Here is a 22755-nt window from a genome sequence, read left to right on the forward strand (position 1 = left end):
TTCCCCCGCGGCCGCCCCCCCAGCCCCCCACCCCCCACGGCCGTCAGCTCGCGGCGCCGTCCGGGCCGGTCGTCGCCGTCGCCGTGTTCCGCGAGCTCGCGCGGCGCCGTACGAGCACCGTGCCGGCGGCGGCCAGGCCCACCGCTACCGCTGCCGCGGACAGCACCGTCGTGCCGGTCGAGGCGAGTGCGCCCGTGCCGCCGTCGCTGCCGGAGTCACCGCTGCCGCCGGTGGATCCGCCGGCGCTACCGCCGCCCACCGAACCGCCCGAGCCGTTCGACCCGCCGGCGTCACCGCCGCTCGTGCCGCTCGTGCCGCCGGTCGAGCCGCCGGCCGTGCCACCGCTTGAGGTGCCGCCGTCGGTACCGCCCGTCGTCCCGCCGGCGTCCGTGCCGCCGTCCGAACCGCCGCTGGTGCCGCCGTCGGCCCCTCCGTCGGCCCCTCCGTCAGTTCCGCCGTCCGTGCCGCCCTCGGTGGAGCCGCCGTCCGTGCCGCCGTTGTCGGCTCCGGACGTGGTGCCGGCGGTCGTCTCCGACTCCTCGGCGACCGTCAGCGTCACCGGTCGGGTACGGGTCGTTCCGGCGTCGTTCTTGAACTCGGCCCGGTACCGGTCGCCGTTCTGCGACAGTGCCGCGGTGAACGTCAGCGTTCCGGAAGCGGCGTCCGTCACGGGTCGCCAGGTCGCGCCGTCGTCCTCGCTGACCTGCCAGTGCACCGTCGGCTCCGGGGCGCCCTCGGCCGCGGCGGCCAACCGGACTTCCTTGCCGGGGTTCGTGGACACGTCGGTGGGGGACTCGGTGACCTTCGGCGACATCTGACGCACCAGTTTGACGACCTTGCCCTCGGCGGGGTGCGTCACGTACACGGTGGCACCGCCCGGTTCCACGGCGACCGTCGCCGAACCGAGTTGACCGTGGTTGCCCGGCAGCGACACCGGCTCGGTGGTCTGGGCGTAGTCCTCGGTCTCGTACGTGGTGAGCGAACCGTTGTTGTCGTTGCCCGGCTCGCTCGGGTTGCCGCCGTCCTGGCGGACCAGGAAGGCCCGCTTGCTGGCCGCGTCGAACGCCACCGCGATCGCCCGGTCGGGTCCGGTCAGCGTCTTGGCGAGTTTGCCGTCGGGGCCCAGCACCAGCACGGTGGAGCCCGATCCCACCCACACGTCGCCGGTCGCGGGGTCCACCTCCACGAAGCCGGTGACACCGCCCTCGACGGGCGGCAGTTCGACGGTCTGCTTCACCGTCAGGGACTCGGTGTCGACCTGGTACAGCTTGCCGCCGCCGATGTCGGCGAACCACACGGTCTTGCGCGTCGTGTCCACCGCGAAGCGGTTGCCGCTCTCCAGGGTCAGCTCGCGCAGGACGGTACCGGTCGCCGAATCGACCTCCGTCAGTTTGCTGCCCTGCGTGACCAGGACGGCCGTCGCCGAGGAGGTGCCCGGCCCCGCGTCGGTGACCGACGCACCGGTGAGCCACACGCCCTGGGCCGCGGTGTCACCCGGTTTGGCGCTGCCGATGCCGCGCAGCGGGTACTGGAAGCGGACCCCGTCCCCGGCCAGTGGCGCCACGATCCGGGCGACGGCCGCGGTGCGCAGGGTGCCCCCCGGGCCGGGTGCCTGGCTGATGTGCGACTGGACCTTGCCGTCGGCGGGATCGAGTACGTACAGGCCCCGCTCGTCGATGTCCGCGGTGTCGGGGAGGTTGTCCGCGCCGACGTACAGCTTCCGGGACTCGGGGTGCACCAGGACGTCCAACGGCTTCCCGGCCGTGGTGAACTCCGCCGAGGTGCGGTACGACACCGTGCCCTCGGGGACGTCCACGCCGATGCCGCCCGGCGGGGGGCCCGCCGCGAAGGTCACCGGGATGCGGACGTCTTGGGAACGGTCGCCCAGCGCGCGGTGGTCGGACCGGGTCACGACCGAACAGGCGACCGTGGCGCAGTCGACCGACGAGGAGGTGGCCTTGAACTCCAGCTCGACGTCGAAGCTGCCGCCCGGACCGTACGCCTTGGCCAGTTCGCCGGCGTAGGGGTCGTCCTCGGGAACGATCCACGCCGAGGTCTTGGAACTGCCGGTCATGTCGGCGCCGCCCGCGCAGGGGGAGGGCGTGCGGCCCGGACCGTTGTCCTTGCAGAGGGCGACGTAGATGCCCTTGGTCGCGTCGTAGCCCTTGCCGGTGACCCGCACCGTCTGGCCGGTGGGGTCGAGCCCCTTCGTCGCCGACACCGTCATTTCCTGACCGTGTGCACCGGTGCCGGAGCCCGGGGTGTCGGCCGCGGCCAGCACCGGGGAGCCGGTACCGATCGAGACCGCGAGCACCGCGGCCGGGCCGAGCGCGGCCAGGGTGGCCAGGGCGATGGTCCGGGATCTCGGGCCGGCGTGGTCGCGTGCCCGGGGGGATGTGTCTTTCAGGGCTTCCTTGTCGTACGGGACCGGTGTACGCGACCGAAGGCGGGTTCCGGCACCCGGTGCCGGAACCCGCCTGGGGGTCGGGTTAGGAGAAGGTCACCGGGATGTGGACGTCGTACTTGCGGTCACTGGAGTCGGTGTGGTCCGCACGCGTGACGATGGCGCAGTCGACGGTGTCGCCGCAGACGTTGCCGCCGCCGAGGTCGGCCTTGATGTGGATCTTGGCCGTGAAGCTGCCGCCGCTCTTGAAGGTGGAGCTGTTCGGGAGGAGGCCGCCACCGAAGTTGGACACCCAGTAGGAAGCGCCCGTCGTGCCGGACTCGTCCTGGCCGCCGAGACACGGGGTCGGCTTGTTGGCGCCCTGCCCGCCGCTCACCGCGCACAGTCCGACGTAGATGCCCTGCCAGGAGTTGTAGCCGGTTCCCGTGACCGTGACGTTGGCGCCCGTGCCGGGGGCGGTGTTCGGGCCGGTGATGGAGAGGTTGTAGGTGGTGGACCCGTCGACGATCGTGCGGCTCCCGGTGGCCGCCGAAGCGGAGGAGGCGAGACCGAGCGTCAGCGCGGCGGCGGAGATCACGGCGAGACCGGCGCGGGCGGCAGTACGGGTGGACAGCACAGCACTCATCGGGTGAGCACCTTTCTTACACGGGAAGCGGGCGTGGATTCAGGGCGCCACACCCGTTCGGCTTAGGTAAGGCATACCTAAGTTCACGGTTCGGGGATTGTCAACAGCGGGTAATGGGCTGGCAACGCACTTGTGGAGGGGGTTCCTTGGCGCGCAGGCTTCGAGGGCGGGCTTCCGGAGGGGTTGCGGACGTCGCCGAATGTCCGGTTCCGGTGACAATCGTCCGAGCTGCGTGACAGGTGCCGTATGCAGACAACCCGTGGGTTCGGAGCCGGGTCTAGCAGGGCGGCACCGAGCGGAATCGGACGCCATCGGGATCGGGTCGGCGCGGTGAGCGCGGAGACCGGCGTGCGGGGCACGCGGGGAAGGGGAGAGGGTTCACATGGGGGAGAAGCGCAGGGGGGCGGTCGTGTTGCTGGGGGTCGCCGGATTGCTGGCGCCGTTGACGCTCGCGTTGGGTGCGGCGCCGGCGAGTGCCGCGTCCTGCACCGCGCAGGCCGGGCCCCACCAGAAGAAGGTGGAGAAGTTCCTCGGACGGACGGTCGACGGCAGGCAGTCGGCGGGCGACTGCACCGCGATCCGGGCCTTCCAGAAGAAGCACGGCATCACCCCGGCCGCGGGTTATGCGGGCGCGGTGACCTGGGGCGTCATGGACCTGATGAACAAGCAGAAGGCCGTGGGCAACAGGCCCAACAGGGACGGTCGTTGTCCCACGAACCGGGGTCGCATCGCCTGCGTCAACCTGACCCTCCAGATCAGCTGGATCCAGGACGGCGGCAGGCTCAAGTACGGCCCCGTCCCGGTCCGCACCGGTCGCAACGGCGATGAGACGCGCACCGGTTCGAAGAAGATCCACCGGCGGAGCATCAACCACCACTCCAGCCTCTACGACGTTCCGATGCCCTACGCGCAGTTCTTCGACGGGGGGCAGGCGTTCCACGCCGCGAGCGTCAGCATGTGGAACCCGCCCGGTTCCCGCGGCTGCGTCAACCTGCGCAAGGGCGACGCCAAGAAGTACTGGTCCTACCTCCGCAACGGCGACGACGTCTTCGTGTACGGCCGGAAGTCGGGTACCTGACCTCACCCCGTACGACGGGGAACGACGACGGGCCGGGGGAATCCCCCGGCCCGTCGCCGTTCATTCACGTCCGTGCATCAGCAGCACGGGCGTCAGCAGTACAGGTTGGCGCCCGTCGGGACGCCGAGGATCTGGGTGAACTGCTTGTACCGCTTCACCCGGCTCTCGACCTGCCGGGGGTTGCCGCCGTTGCACTCCAGCGTGCCGTTGATCGCGTTGATCGTCTGGGCGAACCCGGCGCCGCTGACCATCGCGTCGTGGGCGGTGACCGGACCGGGGCCGTCCTGCGTGTTCCAGTACCACAGGGCGGTCATCATGGCGACGTCGGGCTTCTGCTCCACCTGCCAGGGCTCGTTGAGCAGGTCGATGCCGAGGTAGTCGCCGGCGGCCTTGTAGTTGAAGTTCCAGCTGAGCTGGATCGGGCCCCGCCCGTAGTACGCCGCCTGTCCGGCCGGGCAGCCGTAGGGCATGTCCCGGTCACAGTAGTGCGGGTAGTTGTCCTTGTTGATCTCCGTGATGTAGAAGAGACCGCCGGACTCGTGGCTGATGTTCGCGAGGAAGGCCGCGGCCTCCTGCTTGCGCATGGTGTCCGTACCGGTGTGGGAGAACTTCGGGAACGCCTTCATGGCGTCCGTCAGGCCCTTGTACGTGTAGAACGGGTTCCGGTTCGGGAACATCTGGTTGAACTGGGCCTCGCTCACCACGAAGCTGTTGTGGTTCGGGTTCCCGTTGCCCCCGCAGGTGTACGGGTCCCAGTAGTACGTGCTGGTCACGGGGTTGTACCCGGGGTTGTCGCGCTCGGCGACGTACACGCTTCCGTCGGAGTACTTGACGATGTCACCGGTCTGGTAGTTCGCTCCGGCGGACCAGGTGGGTGCGACGGCGCACTCGTCCGTGCCGGTCGCGGCGTTCGCCGTGGTGGCCGGCACCATCATCGTTGCAGCGAGCGAGCCCGCGGTGGCGAGACCCACCATGAGCGACTTCATACGTTCTCTGAGCACGACTTTCCCTTTCGCGCGTCAACAGGCGTGCCAGACAAGCCCAGTTGACTCTGTCCCTGGGCACGCCGTAACGGGTGTACGAGCTACCCAAGCGTTTGGGGGGAGGCTGCGTCAAGGTCTAGACCATTACTGATCTTGCGTAACGGGCAGAAAAAGAAGGGTTGTTATTTTGAAGCCCCCTGATCCGGGGTCTCCGGAGGGGGGTGGTCGACGGCGGGGTGCGCCGACCGGGGCCGCGCACAAGGGTGGGCGGGGCCCCGAACCATGGCCGCTTCCATGGCTCGGGACCCCGCCCGATTCCCCGGGCCGCCCACGACTTCGGCCCGGAGAGGTTCTGAAGGGTCGTCAGCGACCCTGTAGGGCCTTCACGTTGTTGCCGAAGGTCCAGTTGCGCGAGCCGTCCCAGTTCAGCGACCAGGTCATCAGGCCCTTGAGTCGGCCGCCGTAGTGGTTCCACGCCTGGCTCACCTGGGAGGGCGTCATGTGACCTCCACCGGCGCCCGGTTGGGCGGGCAGGCCGGGTGCCTGCTTGTCGTACGGCACCCGGATGGTGGTGCCCTGGATCACGAGCCCGCGGTCGAGGCAGTCGGTCTGCGCGACGAACCCGGCGACCGTCCCGGCGTTGTACGAGTCGGCGGAGCAGCCGTACATGGCGCCGTTGTAGTACTGCATGTTCAGCCACCACAGCCGGCCGTTGTCCGCGTACTTCTTGATGATCGGGAGGTACGAGCCCCAGATGGACCCGTACACGACGCTGCCACCCGTCACGTACGCGGTCTCGGGGGCCATCGTCAGGCCGAAGTTGGACGGCATCTGGGCGAGGACCCCGTCGATGATGCGGATCAGGTTGGCCTGGGACGCGGACAGGGTGTTGATGTTGCCGGTGCCCACCAGGCCGGTCTCGATGTCGATGTCGATGCCGTCGAAGTTGTACTTCTTGAGGATCGGGACGATCGTCGCGACGAACCGGTCGGCGACCGTGCTGGAGCTGAGGTCGATCCCGGCCGCGGCGCCGCCGATCGACATCAGGATCGTCTGCCCCTGCGCCTTGGCCGCGCACATCTCCTCGGGGGTGGGCACCTTGACCCGGTTGTCCATGCCGTCCTCCCACAGCACCGTTCCGTCCGAACGGATCACGGGGAAGGCGGCGTTGAGGACGTTGTATCCGTGTTGGGCGATCCGGCTGTCGTCGATGGGTATCCAGCCGAGACCGGGATGGACGCCGCTCGCGGCTCCGTCCCAGTTCTCCCAGTACCCCTGGAGGACCTTGCCGGCGGGCTTCGACTTCACCGGACAGGTGCTGACGGCGGCCCGTTCCGGGGCGGCGTGGGCGGCGCCGGACGCGGCGGCGCCGAGTAAGGGGGCGGAAGTCGCGAGAGCGATGCCGATGCCGAACAGCCGGACGCGCCGGCCGATGCTGCGGAACATGCTGTGTGCTCCCTTCGTACCGGGTCACGCACACGTGGGGGGTGGCGTGCCTCGGCGGTGGACGGCAGGAGTCGACGCACGGTGGGGGCGTGCCGACTCCCGGGTGGGGGGAACCCGGAGACGTACGCGGAACGTGAGGGAGGGGCGGTGCGGAGGGGCGGTGCGGTGGGGTCTGCTTGGGTGCGCGGAGGTGGGGGTGGGGGTGGTGTCGCAGTGGGGGAGGTGCGCGCGCCCATACCGTAAGTTGGTCCAGACCTATCGTCAATAGGTCTGGACCAAAACCCAGTTGGGGCGTGTGCGCCCCCGACGGCCGCGCCAGCGCGCGCATCAGTGAGCGCGCCCCCTGTTATCGATTCGTGCCCCCCAGTGTCTCGGGGCGGCCTGCGCCCCGACCCCGTCCCGGATACGCTCCGAATCTCCTCCGTCACTCTCCGGATGTTCGGCGTGGACCGTGGGTCGGCCCGCCGCGCGGGAGCGGGAGTGGAAGTCGGCGGAGGGGGAAGCCGTGTGCTCATCAGCAGCGCGGGGCGCCAGTGGGGTTGACCGGGCCGCCGGGAAGTGCCGCGCGGCGAAACGACGACGTGCCGTCCGGGGCCGCAGCGAGCGGTCCGGGGCGGCTGAGGACGTGCATGCCGAACCTGCCGTACCGGACCGGGACCGTGACGACGACCGCGACGGCGGTCTGTCCCGTGTTCTCCGGGTCCGTGTTGTCCGAGTCCGTGGACCACCCGTCCGTGGGTCACGAGTCCGCGTGCCTGAGGGGTGTGGCCCTCGACGCCGCCCGCCCCGACAGCGCGCCCGACTCCGCCCCTCACCCCGACGGCCCGTCGCCGGACGTGCCGGAGGGGGAGCCCGCGGGCGGCGGGCCCGTCCGCTCCGGCGGACCCGCGGCCCCCGACCCGGCCGGTGGCGCGGCGGCGCTGTGCCGGGCGGCCACCGAGTTCCTGACCCTCCACCACGCGGAGGAGGGCCTGGGGTGCCCCGCCGACCGCATCGCCGCCGTACACGCCGAGATCGCACGCACCGGGACGTACCGGCACACCGCCGAGGAACTGACGTACGGCGCCCGGGTGGCCTGGCGCAACTCCAACCGGTGCATAGGCCGTCTCTACTGGCGCTCGCTGCGGGTCCGCGACCTGCGCCACCTCCGCTCGGCCGAGGACGTCGCCGCAGCCGCGGTGGAGCACTTGCGCACAGCCAGCCGCGACGGGCGGATACGCCCGCTGATCACGGTCTTCGCCCCCGACGCCCCCGGCCGCCCGGGGCCCCGGATACTGAACGACCAGCTGGTCCGGTACGCCGGCTACCGCCGGGCGGACGGCACCGTCCTGGGCGATCCGGCCAATGCGGACCTCACCGCCCTGGCCCGGCGGCTCGGTTGGCCCGGCGGCCCCGGAACCGCCTTCGACGTGCTGCCGCTGGTCGTCCGGGGTGTCGAAGGGCCTCCCCGCTGGTTCGCGCTGCCGTCCGACGCCGTGCACGAGGTCCCCCTCAGCCATCCCGGGTACCCGTGGTTCGCGGACCTCGGTCTGCGGTGGCACGCCGTGCCCGCGGTCTCCGGGATGTGCCTGGAGGTCGGCGGCGTCCGCTACCCGGCCGCCCCGTTCAACGGCTGGTACATGGGCACGGAGATCGGTGCCCGCAACCTCGCCGACACCGACCGGTACGACCTGCTCCCCGTGCTCGCACGCCACCTCGGGCTCGACACCAGCAGCGACCGCACGCTCTGGAAGGACCGGGCCCTGGTCGAGTTGAACCTCGCCGTCCTGCACTCCTTCGATCGCGCCGGCGTCACCGTCACCGACCACCACACGGAGTCCCGACGCTTCCTCACCCATCTGGAACGCGAGGAGCGGGTCGGCCGGGCGGTGGGCGCGGACTGGTCGTGGATCGTGCCGCCGATCTCCGGCAGCGCGACCCCCGTCTTCCACCGGACCTACGACGACACGCAGCTGCGACCGGCGTTCGTCCACCACCCGCAGGCGCCGCAGCGGGACGCTGAAGAAGTCGTTCCGGGCTTGGTCTAGACCGATCATCTTCGGCTGCTACCGTCGGCGCAGCAATCTGGCAGCCGAGAGGGGACAGCAGTGACAGCGGGGCGCAGGGAAGCCGGTCGAGCGTACGTCGGATCGTTCACCGCAGCCGGGGGGCCGGGCGTGGTGGCGGCCTCCGTGGAACCGACCACCGGTGCTCTCGCCCTGCTCGGCGCGACCGACGCCGTGGCCGACCCCTCGTACCTCGCGCTCGCCGCGGACGGGTCGACCCTGTACGCGGTGAGCGAGACCTCCGTCGGCGCGGTCGCCGCCTTCGACGTCACCGACGGGCACCCCCGGCCCCTGGGGGCGCCCGTCCCGGTGGGCGGTGACGGACCCACCCACCTCGCCCTGTACGCGGACCACGTGGTGACCGCCAACTACGGTTCCGGCAGCGTCAGCGCCGTGCCGCTGCGCGCGGACGGCACCCTCGCGGACGGGCCCTCGGGGGTGCTCGTCCACCAGGGGAACGGCCCCCATCCGCAGCGCCAGCACGCTCCGCACGCCCATCAGGTGCTCCCCGCCCCGGGCGGGCGCTGGGCGGTGAGCGTGGACCTCGGGACGGACTCGGTCAGGGTTTTCGACCTGGACCGCGAGGGGGAGCCTCGGGTGCACCGCGAGATCGCCCTGCGCCCCGGCTGCGGCCCCCGTCACCTGGCCTTCCACCCCGACGGGACGCACGCCTACGTACTGAACGAGCTGGCCCCGACCCTGACGGTCTGCCACTGGGACGCCGCCCGGGGGGTGCTCCGGCCGCTCGGCGAGACCTCGGTGCTGCCCGGCGCCCCGGACGGTGACGCCTACCCGTCCGCGGTGGTCGTGGCGCCCGACGGCCGGTACGTGTGGACCGCCACCCGCGGTGCGGACGTCGTCTCGGTGCTGGCGGTCGAGGAGGGCGGCGCTCGCCTGCGCTTCCTCGCCACGGTCCCCTGCGGCGGCCACTGGCCGCGTGACCTGGCCCTGGACGCCACGGGGAGCCGCCTCTACGTGGCGAACGAGCGCTCGGGCGACGTGACCTGGTTCGGTGTCGACACGGAAACCGGTCTGCCGCGGCACGCGGGTTCCGTGGAGGTTCCCGCCGCGTCCTGCGTCGTACTGTCCTGAGGGGTGCCCGGGTTCCGCTCCGCCCGGTGGGCGGAGGCGGGCCGGGCGCCCCGTCAGCGCACCGGAGCGCCGGCTCCGGTCTGCGGAATCCCCAGCGCGGTCGCGTACTTCGACAGCGCCAGCTTGCCGATGGCCGGGTAGGCGCCGAGCGGTTCGGCCACGGCGCACCCCGCCTCCTTGCCCGCCGCTTCCAGCAGGCTCGGGTCGATCTCCGGACCGATCAGGTACGGCGCGAGCGCGAGCTGACCGGACCCGGAGGAGCGCAACTGCTCGGCGACGTCCGCGATGGAGCCCTCCTTGTCGAGGGCGGCTGCCATCACCGGCACGGCGAGGCGCGCGGCCAGCAACATGCCGGTGATGCCGGCTGCCTGCGCGGCCTCCTCGCCGCCCACCGAGGCGATGACGATGCCGTCGGCGGCGGTGGCCACGGTGAACAACCGGGCACGGTCCGCACGGGCCAGCCCGGCCTCGGACAGCCGCACGTGCAGCGCTTCGGCGAGCAGCGGATGCGGGCCGAGGACGTCGGTCAGCTCGGCGGCGACCTTGCTGTGGGCGATGGCCTGGCGGATCTCCCGCAGCAGCGCGCCGTCGGCGCCCGCGAGCAGCGGGACCACGACGGCGACGGGGCCCTCGGGCTCCGCCACGTCGGAGCCCGCCGCGCGGGCCAGTTCGTAGCGGGCGGTGCGGTCCTGCGCGGCGTGCGCGAGGACGGTCGAGAGCGAGGGGAACTCGGCGTCGTCCCCGTCGAGGTAGCCGATCCGCGCGTTGAGGCCGGGCAGCTCGGAACGGGCGATGCTCACGACCTCGTCGGCGAGCAGCCGGACGGGTCCACTGGGCGTGCCCGGAACCGCGAGCACCAGGGCGGGTGCTCCGTCGGGTGCCACCGCGGGTTCAGGACGGCGATGGCGCCCCGACTGGCGGGGGCGCGGCATTCGTACGGGCAGGTCGTTGGCCGGCCCAGTGGGGGTGCTCATGGCGCCGCATGCTACTGGCTTTGCCCCCCTCTCTGTTCGGGGAGGGGGCAGGTGAGCGGTATCTGTCATATTTTGTCTGATTCATCAGATTTACCGGACGAATGAGCCCGGAACACCCGTTCTCCGTCGTCCGCTTCGATGTGCACCGACGACAACATGCGCCCGTCGGTCGGCAGTCCGGGACCGTCGGCCAGGAGCCCGGTCGCGATCCGCACCGAACCGAGCAGGGGGTCCCCCTCGGCCTCGGTCCTTCGGGCGCCGGGCAACTGTCGGGCCAACTCCTCCGCGAGCGGATCGAGCAGGGGCGCGCCCATCTTGAACAGCCCGCCGGTGAACGCCACCTCGCACGGCGCGGACCGCGGCGCGACCGCTGCCGCCGCTTCCACGATGTGCGCGGCGGCCCGCCGCAGGACGTCCTGTGCCACGGGGTCCGCGACCTCCGCGGACGCGCAGGCGGCCACCTCGGGTGCGAAGGAGGCGAGGACGGCGGGCCGGTCGGTGCGCGGGTACAGCAGCCCGGGCAGGTCCGGAGCGGGTCCGAACACCGCCTCGGTGCGCGCGAGCAGCGCGGCCGAGCCGCCTCGCCGCCCGTCGTGCGCGCGCATCGCGGCGTCGAGCCCCGCCCGGCCGATCCAGGCCCCGCCGCCGCAGTCGCCCAGCAGATGGCCCCAGCCGTCGGCGCGCCGCCAGGAGGCGAGGTCCGTTCCGGTGGCGATCATGCCCGTGCCGCCCGCGACGACCGCGCCGGGGCGGAACCCGAGGGCCCCCACGTAGGCGGTGACGGCATCGGCGGCCAGCGCCAGCCGGCGTACGCCCACCTCCCGGGCGAGTGCGCCCGGCAGTTCGGCGCGCAGCTGGTCGCCGAGGGTGGCCATGCCGGCGGCTCCGACGGCTGCCGCGGACACCTCGGTGACCTGGGCGTCGGCCAGCAGCGCACGGGCCATCGGGACCAGTTGTTCCAGGAAGTGTGCGGCGTCGATCCCCTGCGGCCCGGTCCGCACCGGTCGGGCCGAGCGCAGCGGCGCGGAGCGGGGGCGTCCGTCCACCGTCAGGACCGCGCGCAGCCCGGAGCCCCCGGAGTCGACGGCGAGGACGACGGGGCCGGCCGTCACGGCAGCCGCCAGTCGACGGGCTGCGCGCCCTGCTGCACCAGGAGGTCGTTGGTGCGGCTGAACGGTCGGGAGCCGAAGAAGCCGTTGTCCGCGGACATCGGCGAGGGGTGGACGGACTCGACGGCGGGGAGGTTGCCCAGGAGGGGGCGGACGTTGCGGGCGTCCCGGCCCCAGAGGACGGAGACCAGGGGCCGCCCGCGGGCGGCCAGGGCGCGGATGGCCTGCTCGGTGACCGCCTCCCAGCCCTTGCCCCGGTGCGCTCCCGGCTTGCGGGGGGCGGTGGTCAGGGACTTGTTGAGCAGGAGGACCCCCTGGCGGGTCCAGGGGGTCAGATCACCATTGGAGGGCGGGGGAACCCCCAGGTCGCTGGTGAGCTCCCGGTAGATGTTGATCAGGCTGCCGGGCAGCGGGCGCACCTCGGGCGCCACCGCGAACGACAGCCCCACGGCGTGCCCCGGCGTCGGGTAGGGGTCCTGACCCACGATCAGGACCCGCACCTCGTCGAAGGGCTGTTGGAAGGCACGGAGCACGTGCGCTCCGGCGGGCAGGTACGTGCGGCCCGCGGCGATCTCCGCGCGCAGGAAGTCGCCCATCCCGGCGACCTGGTCGGCGACGGGTTCCAGGGCCTTGGCCCAACCCGCTTCGACGATCTCGTGCAAAGGTCGTGCTGCCACGCGGACGTGCCCCCAAGGATGCTCAGGTGTGCGGTGAGACCCACGCGGAGCGGTGGGCGCCCGCGCGGCTCGAAGAGTACCGCCGTGCTGTGCGGTTCCTTGCCCCGGGACGGCCACGCGATTCCCCCGGCGTGACGCCCCCGAGGGCCCGGCAGATGCACTCCACACGCTTGCAGTACGGGCATACGGGGACCACGGTGGTCTCCTTCCATGACAGGGGATGTCGGTTCCTTATCCCTCCCTTAGAGAAACGGGTACGAGCGTGTGCAGGTTTCGAAAGGGAATGAAGACTCCATGATGTTTTTCGTCACGGTGATTTTCGGCCGCGTGGCTGAAATGGCCCTCTGTTGCACCGTGTTATGGGGTGACTGCGGCGTGCACACACGGGGCGTCCGATGGATGCGGGGCGGGCCGGACCCGGACCTCTCCGCCGTTCGGCGGGGCATATAATTCGCCGTTGCGATCGTTGTGGGACCCGCTCGTGGGGGGTCCCCCGGTCGATGCGCGGGGTGTTCCTGAGAGTCGTGCCGCAGTGCACTTCGAGCGGCGGCGGACGCCCGCCCGCCGCCCCGGCCGGGCCGCGGAACGCAGGACGGCGCCGGTCAGCGGGCAGTCGGCCCGCACCGGAGCGCAACGGACGCCTCCGCGCGCAGCCCGAGTGACCCGCCACCGCCGCCGCTGCGGCGCCGCGGGTCGACGGCGCGCCCCGACCGGTGTCCGTGCGGGAGCGCTCCCGCGTCGTCGCGGGGGTACACGTTCCAGCGGCCCCGAAGCGGTGGAGCCGGACCGGGGCCGGACGGTCCGGCGCACCTCCGTGGCCGCCCCCGCGGTGCTCCGGGTCCGCATCGGGCCGGAGCACCGCGGGCCCGCCCGCGTTCGACGGGGTCCGGCTCGCCCCGCCGTCCAGTGCGCCCGGCACCTCCGCCGTAGGGCCGGCCGGCCGCCACGGGACGCATGCGCCCGTGACGACCGCCGCGACGGTGCACGGTCCCCGTCCGGCGGGGTCACCCCGACCGGGCGGCCACCCGTTCCGCCACCCCGGCCAGTGCGCGCGGTCCCACCCGGCAGCAGCCGCCCACCAACCGCGCGCCCGAGGCCAGCCAGCCGTCCACCGCTGCGGCTGCGAACCGGTCGGGGCCCACCCAGGCGCGCCGCGCGCCGTCCCAGCGTTCGCCGCTGTTGGGGTACACGACCACGGGCTTGCCGGTGATCCGCGCCGCCAGGGCCACCGCGGCGTCCGCGTCGGCCGGGGTGCAACAGTTCACGCCCACCGCACACACCTCCGCAGCCTCGGCCGCCACCGCGAACGCCTCGGCGAGCGGCTGTCCCGCCCGGGTGCGGTCCCCGCTGATGCTGAACGACAGCCAGGCCGGCACCCCGAGCCCCCGCACCGCCCGGAGCAGGGCCCGGGCCTCGTCCACGTCGGGCACCGTCTCCAGGGCGAACGCGTCGGGCTCCGCGGAGGCGAGTACCTCCAGCCGGGGCCGGTGGAACCGTTCCAGTTCCGCCACCGTCAGGCCGTACCGACCCCGGTACTCCGAGCCGTCCGCCAGCATCGCCCCGTACGGACCCACCGAGGCGGCCACCCAGCGGGGGCGCCCGCCCGGTGCCGTCCGGGCCGCCTCCCGGGCCAGGGCCACGCTCGCCCGCAGCAACTCCGCGGCCCGGGCGCGATCCGTGCCGTGCCGGGCGAACCCCTCGAAGGTCGCCTGGTAGCTCGCCGTGGTGGCGAGGTCCGCGCCCGCCTCGTAGTACGCCCGGTGCGCCGCGACGACCGCCTCCGGACGGTCCGCGAGCAGCCGCGCCGACCACAGTTCGCCGTCGAGGCGCTCGCCCTGTGCCTCCAACTGGTTCGACAGCCCGCCGTCCAGCACCAGCGGACCCCGGGCGAGGGCGGTGACCAGGGAGGGTCGCGGGGACCGGGCCGACCCGGTGGCGTGGGTGTGCACACCACCGACGCTAGCCCGCCCGGGTGCCCGGCGCCCCGTCCGCGGGATCAGGCCGCGCGCAGGTACGGGTCCGGCACCGTGATCCGCGCGCCGAGTTCCCGGGCCGCGTGCTGGGCCCACGAGGGGTTGCGCAGCAGCTCCCGGCCGAGGAGGACGGCATCGGCCTCGCCGCTCGCGATGATCTGCTCCGCCTGCGCCGCCTCGGTGATCAGACCCACCGCCGCCACCGGCAACCCCGTCTCGGCGCGGACCCGGGCCGCGAACGGGACCTGGTAGCCCGGACCGGTCGGGATGCGCACCCCGGACGCCGTGCCGCCCGAGGAGACGTCCAGCAGGTCCACCCCGTGCTCCCGGAGCAGTGCGGCGAAGCGGACCGTGTCGTCAACGGTCCAACCGTCGCTCTCCAGCCAGTCGGTCGCGGAGATCCGGAAGAACAGCGGCAACTCGTCGGGCCACACCGCGCGGACGGCGTCGACCACCTCCAGCGCGAAGCGGCTCCGGTTCGTGAACGACCCTCCGTACGCGTCGGTGCGCCGGTTGGCGTGCGGTGAGAGGAACTCGCCGATCAGATAACCGTGCGCCCCGTGGATCTCGGCCACCTTGAACCCGGCCGCCAGGGCCCGCCGTGCCGCACCCGCGAACTGCTCGACGATCTCGGCGATCTCCCGTGCCGTCAGCTCCCGGGGGGCGGGGTGCTCGGGGCTGAAGGGCAGGGGGCTCGGTCCGACGGTCTGCCAGCCGTGCGCCTCGGGGCCGACCGGACCGCCACCGCGCCAGGGGACGTCCGTCGACGCCTTGCGGCCCGCATGGGCGAGTTGCACGCCCGGGACGGTGCCCTGCGCGGTGAGGAAGTCGACGATCCTGCGGAACGCCTCCGTCTGGGTGTCGTTCCACAGACCCACGTCGGCGATCGAGATCCGCCCCTCGGGGCTGACCGCGGTCGCCTCGGTGAGGATCAGTCCGGTGCCGCCGGCGGCGCGGGCCGCGTAGTGCGCGAAGTGCCAGTCGGTGGGCACCCCGGCCCGCGGTCCCACGGGCGCGGCGGAGTACTGGCACATCGGGGCCATCCAGGCCCGGTGGGGAATGGTCAGCGACCGCAGGGTGAGGGGTTCGAACAGGGCGCTCATGACGGTTTCCCTTCAGGGGCCGGGCGGCGGGCCGCTCCGTGACGAGGCCGACGGGTGTGGTGAACCGGGGCCGGTGAACGGGGCGTTGGCTAGTACGATAGCGCTCGTAGTACGGCACCTGTCAAACTACGACGAGTGTCGAACCAAGCCGTACACTGGACGCACCGCACAGACCCGGGAGCCGCCGTGACCACCGCCACCACCAGCAGCCGTGAACTGGCGCACCCGCGCCGCGAAGAGATCACCCTGGAAGCCGTGCTGCACGCCCTCGCCGATCCGATGCGGCTGCGCGTCGTACGGGAACTCGCCGAATCCGGCGATGAGTTCCCCTGTTCACACTTCCCGCTGCCGGTCAGCAAGTCGACGACCACGCACCACTTCCGGGTGCTGCGCGAGGCGGGCGTCATCCAACAGCACTACCGCGGCACCGCGAAGTACAGCAGGCTGCGGGAGGGCGACCTCGACGCGCTCTTCCCCGGTCTGGTCCTCAGCGTGCTCGCCGCCGCGGCGGCCGAGGAAGCGCGTCGGGCCGCCCCCTGAACCGCGGCCCGGTAGGGGCGCCGGCGGGGCATTCGTCGGCTCGGCCTCGGTCGGCGTGCCCCGCGACCGGGCGCCGACCGGGTCACGGCACCCGGACGTTCCGGTCGCGGGGCGGCTGCGTCACAACAGCCCGCGCATCCGCCCGATCTCGGCCGTCTGCTGGGCGATCACGTCGTTGGCCATCTCCTCCACGAGGACGTTGTTGCCCTCCGAGAGCGCGTCGGCGGCCATCGTCACGGCCCCTTCGTGGTGCGTGATCATCAGGGCGAGGAACAGTTCGTCGAACGCCCCGCCCCGGGCGGCCCGCAACTTCGCCAGCTGGGCCTCGGTGGCCATGCCCGGCATGGACGCATGGGCGTGGCCCGTGCCGGCGCTGTGCTTGGGCCCGCCGTTGCCCTCCCACCAGCCCTCCATGGCGCCGATCTCGGGCTTCTGCGAGGCGGCCACCCGGGCGGCGAGGCGCTTGACCTTCTCCGACCCGGCGCGCGTCGGGACGAGTGCGGTCATCACCAGGGCCTGGGCGTGGTGTTTGATCATCATCTGGATGTAGTCGAAGTCCGCGGAGTTGGGTGAATCGTCGCCGAGCCGCTTCTTCGCCTCCCCCGCCGAGAGGGTGGCGGCGCCCTCGCCCGGTTTCCCCGGAGCGATCACCGACGGTCCCGCCGCCTTCTGCGGGGCCGCCCCGCCGGAACCTTCCGCATCGCAACCCGCGAGGGTCAGCAGCAGGGCCGCACAGAGCAGTGCGACACCCGAACGGCCCTGCTGGCGGAGGGGGTTGCGGCGGATCGTGGCCGGAGGCCGACTGGCTTCGTCCTGGCTGCTGCGACTGCGGTACAAGACATCCTCCTGCGAAGCGGGGGGAGTTGACGGCAAGGGGCGGGGGCGGGGGTGGACGGGGTGCCGGCGGCCCCTTCGGGGTCGCCGTCGGACGGAGGTGACGGGGCGGGTGTGCCGCCTACCGTCTTAGCACCCTTCCGCGACCGGTGATCGAAAACCTTTGTGACGATTGCGTTGCCCCCCTATTGATATGAGCATGATGAAGACGATACTGCGGGTGTTCCTGAACCGTTCCACACCGTGAACGGCGAAGAGGGAGGACGCAGTGACCCTGTCGAACGATCCCCGAACGCGGCGCAGACGCCTGGGAGTCGCCGCCGCAGTGGTGGGGCTGCTCGCCACGCTGGTCACCGCCGCACCCGCGGCGGCGATCCCCGACCCCGGCGACGCCCCGTCGACCCCCGAGCGGGTGTCCCAGGAGGACGCCCGGGACACCAGGGAGGCGATAGCCGCCGGCGAGATACCCGGCCAGGACGAGATCGTCCACTCCGACAACATCAAGCACCTGGCCAACATCCCGAAGGACGCGCTCCCCGGGACCAACTCGGACCTGGCCTTCCAGGGCAAGTACGCGTTCGCCGGCAACTACGACGGCTTCCGGATCTTCGACGTCAGCAACCCGAAGGCACCGAAGACCGTCTCGCAAGTGCTCTGCCCGGGTTCGCAGAACGACATCTCGGTCTCCGGCAACCTGCTGTTCCTATCGACCGACTCGTCCCGCAGCGACAACTCCTGTGCCAGCACGTCCCAACCCGCGAGCGTCAAGGACTCGTGGGAGGGCGTCAAGGTCTTCGACATCAGTGACAAGCGCAACCCGAAGTACGTCTCCGCCGTGGAGACGGCCTGCGGCTCGCACACCCACACCCTGGTGCCGGACCGGAAGAACGTCTACGTCTACGTCTCGTCGTACTCCCCGAACGCGGCGTTCCCCGACTGCCAGCCCCCGCACGACGGCATCTCGGTCATCAAGGTGCCGAAGAAGGCGCCCCAGCAGGCCGCGGTCGTCAACTTCCCGGTGCTCTTCCCCGGTAGCGGCCCCGACGGGGGCGGCAACCCCGGCGGCCCCACCAACCCGGGCGTCTCCAAGACCACCGGGTGCCACGACATCACGGTGCTCCCGTCGAAGGACCTGGCGGCGGGCGCCTGCATGGGCGACGGCATCCTCTTCTCCATCAAGGATCCCGAACGCCCGAAGGTGATCGACGTCGTCCAGGACAATGTGAACTTCGCGTTCTGGCACTCCGCCACCTTCAACCAGGACACCAAGAAGGTCGTCTTCACCGACGAGTTGGGTGGCGGCGGCGCCGCGACCTGCAACGCGGCGATCGGCCCCGACCGCGGCGCCAACGGCATCTACGACATCGTCGGCCGGGGCGACCACCGCGAACTGGTGTTCCGCAGCTACTTCAAGATCCCGCGCCACCAGGCCGACACCGAGAACTGCGTCGCCCACAACGGGTCCATCATCCCGGTGCGGGGCAAGGACCTCATGGTCCAGGCGTGGTACCAGGGCGGAGTCTCCGTCTGGGACTTCACCGACTCCACCGAGCCCAAGGAGATCGCCTACTTCGAGCGCGGCCCGCTGAGCACGACCAGGCTGGTCGCCGGTGGATCGTGGTCGGCGTACTACTACAACGGGTACATCTACTCCAACGACATGGCCAAGGGCTTCGACGTGCTCAAGCTCGACGACCGCCGCACCAACGCCGCGGAACGGGTCAGGTTGCACGAGCTGAACGTCCAGACCCAGCCCGACTACTTCGACCGGGACGACGACTGACCCGCTCCGACTGAACCCCGACCGGGCCGACCGGGCCCGGACGAAGCAGTGGGCCACCCGGCGACGGAACCCCCAGCTCGCCGGGGTGCCTGACCTCGGACGGTCGTCCCCGCCCCGCACCGGGGCGGGGACGACCATCAGCGCTCAGCGCTCTCCAGGGTGTCCCGGCTCGCCGCGACCCGCGCCGAACAGCCCGGAGAAGTCCGCCGGCGGCCCTCCCTGCGGGGCCACCCGCGGTGGCCGCTCGGTCGGCGGCGTCCCCAACTCCCACGCCAGCCCGTACCGACGGAACAACTCCGCCCGCAGCACCTCGGCGGGCATCGGCGCGCCGGGCAGCAGGATCGCAAACACGGACCCCATCAACAACGCCCGCAACAGCGGATAGTCCGTGTCCGGAGTGGGCGACCCGTACCGTGCGACGGTGTCGCGGAGCAACTCCGCGAGCCGCTGCTGCTCAGCGCAGCGGACGAACCCCTCGGCCTGGAGGATGCCCGCCATGTGGGCGCGCATCAACACCGTGCTGTCCCGTGCGAGCCCCAGGACCGCGTCGATGGCGCGCGCCATCCGCTCGTGGCCCTCCTCGGTGCGCGGTTCCCGCTCCAGGGCCTGGGCCAGGGCGGTGTGCATCAGCCGGTGCACCGCCGACTGGAAGAGCTGGCGCTTGCCGGGGAAGTAGTAGGACACCAGGCCCCGGGCGGTGCCCGCGCGGTCCGCGATGTCGGACAGGGTCGTCGCCTCGTACCCCCGCTCGGCCACCAGCTCCACGGTCGCCCGCAACAGCCGCTCACGGCTGCGCCGTCGCAGCTCCTCATTGACCGATGCGCTGCGCGGGGTCATCCTGTACTCCTGCGTTGACTGGCTTCCAGCCAATATACTCAGCGGAGTCGGTGGAGGCCTCGCGGCCCCACCCGGTCCGCTGTCCGCATGGGCGCAGCGGGGGAGCGTCCATGCGGACGGCGGTGCACGCACGCGGCCCGGGCCCGATGGCCCGGGCCGCGTGCTCTTCTCGCGGGACTCCTCCCCGCTCCCTACAGTGGGGACGGGGCCGAGGAGGCGATGACATGGACCAGCGACAGATCCTGGAGCGGATCACCGCCATGGTCGAGGACGAGCGGCGACTGCGCGACGGGCTCGTGGAGGGCCGCGACCGCACCGAGGAACGCGCCCGGCTCGCCGAACTGGAACGGGAACTCGACCAGTGCTGGGACCTGCTCCGTCAGCGGCGGGCCAAGTCCGAGTACGGCGAGAACCCCGATGAGGCCCGGGTGCGGCCGTCCTCCCAGGTCGAGGGCTACCAGTCCTGAGCCCGGTCACGGACGGCCGCGGTGCGGCCCGGTGCGGTCGGTGCCCGGGAGCCGGCTCGGGCCGCGGAACCGTTCGTACGACAGGACCGCCACGGAGACGGTCAGACCGCCCAGCAGCCACCCCTCCACCACGTCGGAGGGCCAGTGCACGCCCAGCCAGATGCGGGTGAGCCCCACTCCGAGGACGGAGACGGCGGCGAGGACCAGCGCCATCCGCCGGAGCGACCGTCGGACGCCGTACCGGTACAGGGTCCACAGGAGCAGCCCGCACACCACCGTCGCGGTCATCGCGTGTCCGGAGGGGAACGCGGAGTAGTTCGCCGAGTCCACCGGGTCGGGCCAGTGGGGGCGCTCCCGTCCGACTCCGGCCTTGAGCGCCTGTTGGAGCAGCGTTCCCAGGGCGCAGGGAACCGCGAGCCAGGCGGCGAACCAGCCGTCGCGGCGCCACAGCAGCCACCCCACGACCACCGCGAGCAACGCCCGCATGGTCCACGGGTCCCACGCCCAGTCGGTGAGGATGCGGTTGGCGTGGGTGAGTCCGGGGTCGGCCACGGCCCAGTCGTGCGTGGTGCGGGCGATCTGCTCGTCCACGTCCAGCAACGGACTCCAGCGGGCCGCGACCAGGATCAGGAGCAGGGTGGCCAGCCCGCCCAGGACCGATGCGACGCGTGGGGCGCGTGAGGTCATGGGGCGGGGTGGGCTCGATGGGGGGAGGGGGGACACCTTGTGCATGGGGGTGATCCTCCCCGACCTCGCGTGCAGCAGGCCAGGAATCCGCGGGGATCCACAGGGCGGTCGAGGTGTTCGGCCGGTGGGTGCCCGCACGGGTGGCCGGATCGGGTTCCGTACTCCCCGTTGCCCCCGGTGTGGGGGGCGGCCGATCTGCGGAAGCGGCCGGAACCGGTCAGCGCAGGGCGTGCAGCCCCGGTACGAACGCCACCAGGACGGGCACCACCGGGACCAGTGCCGCCGCCGCGGTGAGCCGCAGCCGTCTGGCCGGGGTGAGCCGGCGCGGCGGGGTCAGTAGGCGGTTCACCCGCTGCGGAACGAGTGCCTGTGGGGTCGGGCACGGCCCGAACACGCCGCGGTCCTCGTTGAGTTCGACCAGCGCCAGCGCGGTGGTGAGTCGCCCGAACCGGCGCGAGGCGACGTCGTCGGCGGCGAGTTCGACCAGTCGGTGCATCTCGTCGCGGAACGCGGCGAAGACCGGGACCTGCGGAAACCCGTTGGCCAGCGCCGAAGACGCGTGCAGCAGCCAGTCGTGGCGGGCCTGTGCGTGCCCCTGCTCATGGGCGAGCACCGCATCGAGCTGCCGACCCTTCAGCCGTCGCAGTGCCGCCGTGGTGATGACGAGTCGGGGTGCCGTCCCGGGCAGCCACCAGGCGTCCGGGCGCTCGCCCTCCAGCACCACCAGCCGGTCCGTGCCCGGCTCCTCGCCCGGCAACAGCGGGGAACGGACCCGCAGTTCGGCGCGGCTGGCGCGGCGGGCGGCCCGGGTGCGAACGATCTCCCGGGTCAGCATGGCGGCGGTCCACACGCCTCCGCCGGCCAGCAGCAGGGCCGTCGCCGCGGCCCAGGGCCCGGCGGCCCCCAGCGCGTACGCCTCCACGACACCGCTGGGCGCGGGGGCGAACAACCGCCCGCGCACCGCCTGCCAGGCCGCTGCCGCGCTGAGCGTCATCGACAGCGCGCAGCACAGCAGGACCGCCGCCACCACGCACTGCCAGACCCACAGGGCGACCACGGGTTCCCGTTCGGGCCATTCGGCCCGCGCCAGGAGCCGCGGGGCGAGGACAGCGGTAAGGGCGCCGAGCAGCAGCAGTGCCACGGATACCGTCATGCCACCAGCCTATTTGCGCGTGGCGACGTGGTGATACGAATGATCGGCGCAAGTGACGTAGGACACGTTTCGTCCGTGGTGTGTGGCTCGTCGGGGCGGGCACCGGAGTCGACCGGGCACGGCCGATCAGACGGCGAGCAGCATGGCGCACATCGCCAACCCCATCGAGAGGCGGCAGGCCCGGGCCAGCTCCGGGCGGTGCGCCGCCCCGGTCGGGGGCGGCCCACCGCCCGGATCGGGGACGAGTCGGGCGCCCGTCCACAGGACGTATCCGGCGAAGTATCCGAGCAGTGCGGTGGTCAGCGGGGCGAAGCCCGCGCTTCCGTGCCCGGCCGGGGCCGTCGCCATCACCACCGACATGTAGGCCATCGCACCCGCCCCCACCAGGTGGTGCAGCTGGTGCACCGAGTCCCGTGCGTACCGGAGGGCGCCCAGCGCCGCCGCGGCGAAGACCACCGTGCAGAGCGCCCAGGCGGGGCGGGGCACCGTGACCAGCGTCGTGGGCAGGGCCATCACGACGGTTCCGAACCCCATCAGCGCCTCGCCCCCCGCCGTCCGGCGCTGCCGTCCGGTACCGGTGAACATCCGCACCAGGCAGTAGCCCCCGCTCAGTGCGCCGAGCGCGATGAGCAGCCAGGCGGCCGGGACCGGTGTGTGCACCGCGCACCTCCCGCTCGGCGCCATGGGGTGATGGCTGCCCACGGGGAGGCCGACCAACCGGGCGCACGAGCGCACGGGCGTGCAGAAGGGCGTGCACGCAGGCGTGCGAGGGGGTCCGCGCTGAGCGCGCCGGGTGTGTCCCGCCCACCTCGGCACGCTCACTGCGGTACGGGGGTGGGGGGGGGGGGCGCGGCGCGGGCCCCCCACCCGCCCCCCCCCGCCCGCCGGCCCCCCCCCCCCCCCCGCCCGCCCCCGCCGCGGCGCCGGCACCCCCCGCGGCGGCGG

General features: G+C 72.5%; 20 protein-coding genes. 6 read left to right on the forward strand and 14 right to left on the reverse strand.

Annotated features, from left to right (window positions below; genetic code table 11):
* Nucleotides 1-43: 43 nt before the first annotated feature.
* Both ACFWIA_RS33095 and ACFWIA_RS33100 read right to left on the reverse strand, forming a co-directional pair.
* A complete protein-coding gene (locus ACFWIA_RS33095) occupies nucleotides 44-2227 on the reverse strand; it encodes a YncE family protein (protein WP_387010959.1) in 2184 nt (727 codons plus the stop codon).
* 262 nt (nucleotides 2228-2489) lie between these two features.
* Nucleotides 2490-3029 (reverse strand): hypothetical protein, encoded by a 540-nt coding sequence (locus ACFWIA_RS33100; RefSeq protein ID WP_387010960.1) that lies wholly within the window; start codon nucleotides 3027-3029, stop codon nucleotides 2490-2492.
* A 382-nt stretch (nucleotides 3030-3411) separates the two neighbouring features.
* Between ACFWIA_RS33100 and ACFWIA_RS33105 the strand changes: the two genes are divergently transcribed.
* The gene (locus ACFWIA_RS33105; RefSeq protein WP_387010961.1) at nucleotides 3412-4107 is read left to right on the forward strand and encodes a L,D-transpeptidase family protein; all 696 of its coding nucleotides are present in this window, start codon (nucleotides 3412-3414) and stop codon (nucleotides 4105-4107) included.
* A gap of 92 nt (nucleotides 4108-4199) precedes the next feature.
* Here the strand turns inward: ACFWIA_RS33105 and ACFWIA_RS33110 are convergent, their stop codons facing one another.
* Both ACFWIA_RS33110 and ACFWIA_RS33115 read right to left on the reverse strand, forming a co-directional pair.
* Nucleotides 4200-5108, reverse strand: coding sequence for a glycoside hydrolase family 19 protein (locus tag ACFWIA_RS33110; RefSeq protein WP_387010962.1), 909 nt, complete (start codon nucleotides 5106-5108; stop codon nucleotides 4200-4202).
* 345 nt (nucleotides 5109-5453) lie between these two features.
* A complete protein-coding gene (locus ACFWIA_RS33115) occupies nucleotides 5454-6524 on the reverse strand; it encodes a chitinase (protein ID WP_387010977.1) in 1071 nt (356 codons plus the stop codon).
* Nucleotides 6525-7165: 641 nt separating this feature from the next.
* On the opposite strand from ACFWIA_RS33115, the gene ACFWIA_RS33120 reads away from it, so the two are divergent.
* Both ACFWIA_RS33120 and ACFWIA_RS33125 read left to right on the forward strand, forming a co-directional pair.
* On the forward strand, nucleotides 7166-8563 hold the full coding sequence (locus ACFWIA_RS33120) for a nitric oxide synthase oxygenase (RefSeq protein ID WP_387010963.1): 1398 nt from the start codon (nucleotides 7166-7168) through the stop codon (nucleotides 8561-8563).
* A 60-nt stretch (nucleotides 8564-8623) separates the two neighbouring features.
* Nucleotides 8624-9673 (forward strand): lactonase family protein, encoded by a 1050-nt coding sequence (locus ACFWIA_RS33125; RefSeq protein ID WP_387010964.1) that lies wholly within the window; start codon nucleotides 8624-8626, stop codon nucleotides 9671-9673.
* A gap of 53 nt (nucleotides 9674-9726) precedes the next feature.
* Here the strand turns inward: ACFWIA_RS33125 and ACFWIA_RS33130 are convergent, their stop codons facing one another.
* The 5 genes from ACFWIA_RS33130 to ACFWIA_RS33150 form a co-directional block, all read right to left on the reverse strand.
* Nucleotides 9727-10647, reverse strand: coding sequence for a sirohydrochlorin chelatase (locus tag ACFWIA_RS33130; RefSeq protein ID WP_387010965.1), 921 nt, complete (start codon nucleotides 10645-10647; stop codon nucleotides 9727-9729).
* 65 nt (nucleotides 10648-10712) lie between these two features.
* Nucleotides 10713-11759, reverse strand: a complete 1047-nt coding sequence (locus ACFWIA_RS33135) for an N-acetylglucosamine kinase (protein ID WP_387010966.1) — start codon at nucleotides 11757-11759, stop codon at nucleotides 10713-10715.
* Nucleotides 11756-12433: a uracil-DNA glycosylase gene (locus ACFWIA_RS33140; protein ID WP_387010967.1), complete on the reverse strand. Its 678-nt coding sequence runs from the start codon at nucleotides 12431-12433 to the stop codon at nucleotides 11756-11758. The genes ACFWIA_RS33135 and ACFWIA_RS33140 overlap by 4 nt, the downstream gene beginning before the upstream one ends.
* A 1004-nt stretch (nucleotides 12434-13437) precedes the next feature.
* The gene (mmuM, locus tag ACFWIA_RS33145; protein WP_387010968.1) at nucleotides 13438-14382 is read right to left on the reverse strand and encodes a homocysteine S-methyltransferase; all 945 of its coding nucleotides are present in this window, start codon (nucleotides 14380-14382) and stop codon (nucleotides 13438-13440) included.
* A 47-nt stretch (nucleotides 14383-14429) separates the two neighbouring features.
* Nucleotides 14430-15509, reverse strand: a complete 1080-nt coding sequence (locus tag ACFWIA_RS33150) for an NADH:flavin oxidoreductase/NADH oxidase (RefSeq protein WP_387010969.1) — start codon at nucleotides 15507-15509, stop codon at nucleotides 14430-14432.
* Nucleotides 15510-15695: 186 nt separating this feature from the next.
* On the opposite strand from ACFWIA_RS33150, the gene ACFWIA_RS33155 reads away from it, so the two are divergent.
* Complete coding sequence (locus ACFWIA_RS33155; protein WP_387010970.1) at nucleotides 15696-16049, forward strand: ArsR/SmtB family transcription factor; 354 nt, start codon at nucleotides 15696-15698, stop codon at nucleotides 16047-16049.
* A gap of 120 nt (nucleotides 16050-16169) precedes the next feature.
* On the opposite strand, the gene ACFWIA_RS33160 is transcribed toward ACFWIA_RS33155, so the two are convergent.
* Complete coding sequence (locus ACFWIA_RS33160; protein WP_387010978.1) at nucleotides 16170-16835, reverse strand: DUF305 domain-containing protein; 666 nt, start codon at nucleotides 16833-16835, stop codon at nucleotides 16170-16172.
* 316 nt (nucleotides 16836-17151) lie between these two features.
* Between ACFWIA_RS33160 and ACFWIA_RS33165 the strand changes: the two genes are divergently transcribed.
* Entirely contained in the window at nucleotides 17152-18666 is a 1515-nt protein-coding gene (locus ACFWIA_RS33165) for an LVIVD repeat-containing protein (protein ID WP_387010971.1), read from the forward strand.
* A 144-nt stretch (nucleotides 18667-18810) separates the two neighbouring features.
* Here the strand turns inward: ACFWIA_RS33165 and ACFWIA_RS33170 are convergent, their stop codons facing one another.
* Nucleotides 18811-19503, reverse strand: coding sequence for a TetR/AcrR family transcriptional regulator (locus ACFWIA_RS33170; RefSeq protein WP_387010972.1), 693 nt, complete (start codon nucleotides 19501-19503; stop codon nucleotides 18811-18813).
* A gap of 224 nt (nucleotides 19504-19727) precedes the next feature.
* On the opposite strand from ACFWIA_RS33170, the gene ACFWIA_RS33175 reads away from it, so the two are divergent.
* Complete coding sequence (locus tag ACFWIA_RS33175; RefSeq protein ID WP_387010973.1) at nucleotides 19728-19970, forward strand: DUF2630 family protein; 243 nt, start codon at nucleotides 19728-19730, stop codon at nucleotides 19968-19970.
* Between the two features lie 6 nt (nucleotides 19971-19976).
* Here ACFWIA_RS33175 and ACFWIA_RS33180 read toward each other — a convergent pair whose 3' ends face one another.
* The 3 genes from ACFWIA_RS33180 to ACFWIA_RS33190 all read right to left on the reverse strand — a co-directional run bounded on the left by ACFWIA_RS33180 (nucleotide 19977) and on the right by ACFWIA_RS33190 (nucleotide 22470).
* On the reverse strand, nucleotides 19977-20657 hold the full coding sequence (locus ACFWIA_RS33180) for a phosphatase PAP2 family protein (RefSeq protein WP_387010974.1): 681 nt from the start codon (nucleotides 20655-20657) through the stop codon (nucleotides 19977-19979).
* A gap of 217 nt (nucleotides 20658-20874) precedes the next feature.
* The gene (locus tag ACFWIA_RS33185) at nucleotides 20875-21810 is read right to left on the reverse strand and encodes a M56 family metallopeptidase (RefSeq protein WP_387010975.1); all 936 of its coding nucleotides are present in this window, start codon (nucleotides 21808-21810) and stop codon (nucleotides 20875-20877) included.
* Nucleotides 21811-21936: 126 nt separating this feature from the next.
* On the reverse strand, nucleotides 21937-22470 hold the full coding sequence (locus ACFWIA_RS33190) for a DUF5134 domain-containing protein (protein ID WP_387010976.1): 534 nt from the start codon (nucleotides 22468-22470) through the stop codon (nucleotides 21937-21939).
* Nucleotides 22471-22755 lie beyond the last annotated feature (285 nt).

Source organism: Streptomyces sp. NPDC127068 (assembly GCF_042724695.1).
Classification (GTDB): domain Bacteria; phylum Actinomycetota; class Actinomycetes; order Streptomycetales; family Streptomycetaceae; genus Streptomyces.

What these genes read in the sequence shown, in the direction of transcription:
- ACFWIA_RS33095 (WP_387010959.1), bottom strand. Translation starts at nt 2,227, where the DNA reads ATGACGGTGTCGGCGACGAAGGGGCTCGACCCCACCGGCCAGACGGTG.
- ACFWIA_RS33180 (WP_387010974.1), bottom strand. Translation starts at nt 20,657, where the DNA reads ATGACCTCACGCGCCCCACGCGTCGCATCGGTCCTGGGCGGGCTGGCC.
- ACFWIA_RS33175 (WP_387010973.1), top strand. Translation starts at nt 19,728, where the DNA reads ATGGACCAGCGACAGATCCTGGAGCGGATCACCGCCATGGTCGAGGAC.
- ACFWIA_RS33100 (WP_387010960.1), bottom strand. Translation starts at nt 3,029, where the DNA reads ATGAGTGCTGTGCTGTCCACCCGTACTGCCGCCCGCGCCGGTCTCGCC.
- ACFWIA_RS33120 (WP_387010963.1), top strand. Translation starts at nt 7,166, where the DNA reads ATGCCGAACCTGCCGTACCGGACCGGGACCGTGACGACGACCGCGACG.
- ACFWIA_RS33170 (WP_387010972.1), bottom strand. Translation starts at nt 19,503, where the DNA reads ATGACCCCGCGCAGCGCATCGGTCAATGAGGAGCTGCGACGGCGCAGC.
- ACFWIA_RS33130 (WP_387010965.1), bottom strand. Translation starts at nt 10,647, where the DNA reads ATGAGCACCCCCACTGGGCCGGCCAACGACCTGCCCGTACGAATGCCG.
- ACFWIA_RS33150 (WP_387010969.1), bottom strand. Translation starts at nt 15,509, where the DNA reads ATGAGCGCCCTGTTCGAACCCCTCACCCTGCGGTCGCTGACCATTCCC.
- ACFWIA_RS33105 (WP_387010961.1), top strand. Translation starts at nt 3,412, where the DNA reads ATGGGGGAGAAGCGCAGGGGGGCGGTCGTGTTGCTGGGGGTCGCCGGA.
- ACFWIA_RS33185 (WP_387010975.1), bottom strand. Translation starts at nt 21,810, where the DNA reads ATGACGGTATCCGTGGCACTGCTGCTGCTCGGCGCCCTTACCGCTGTC.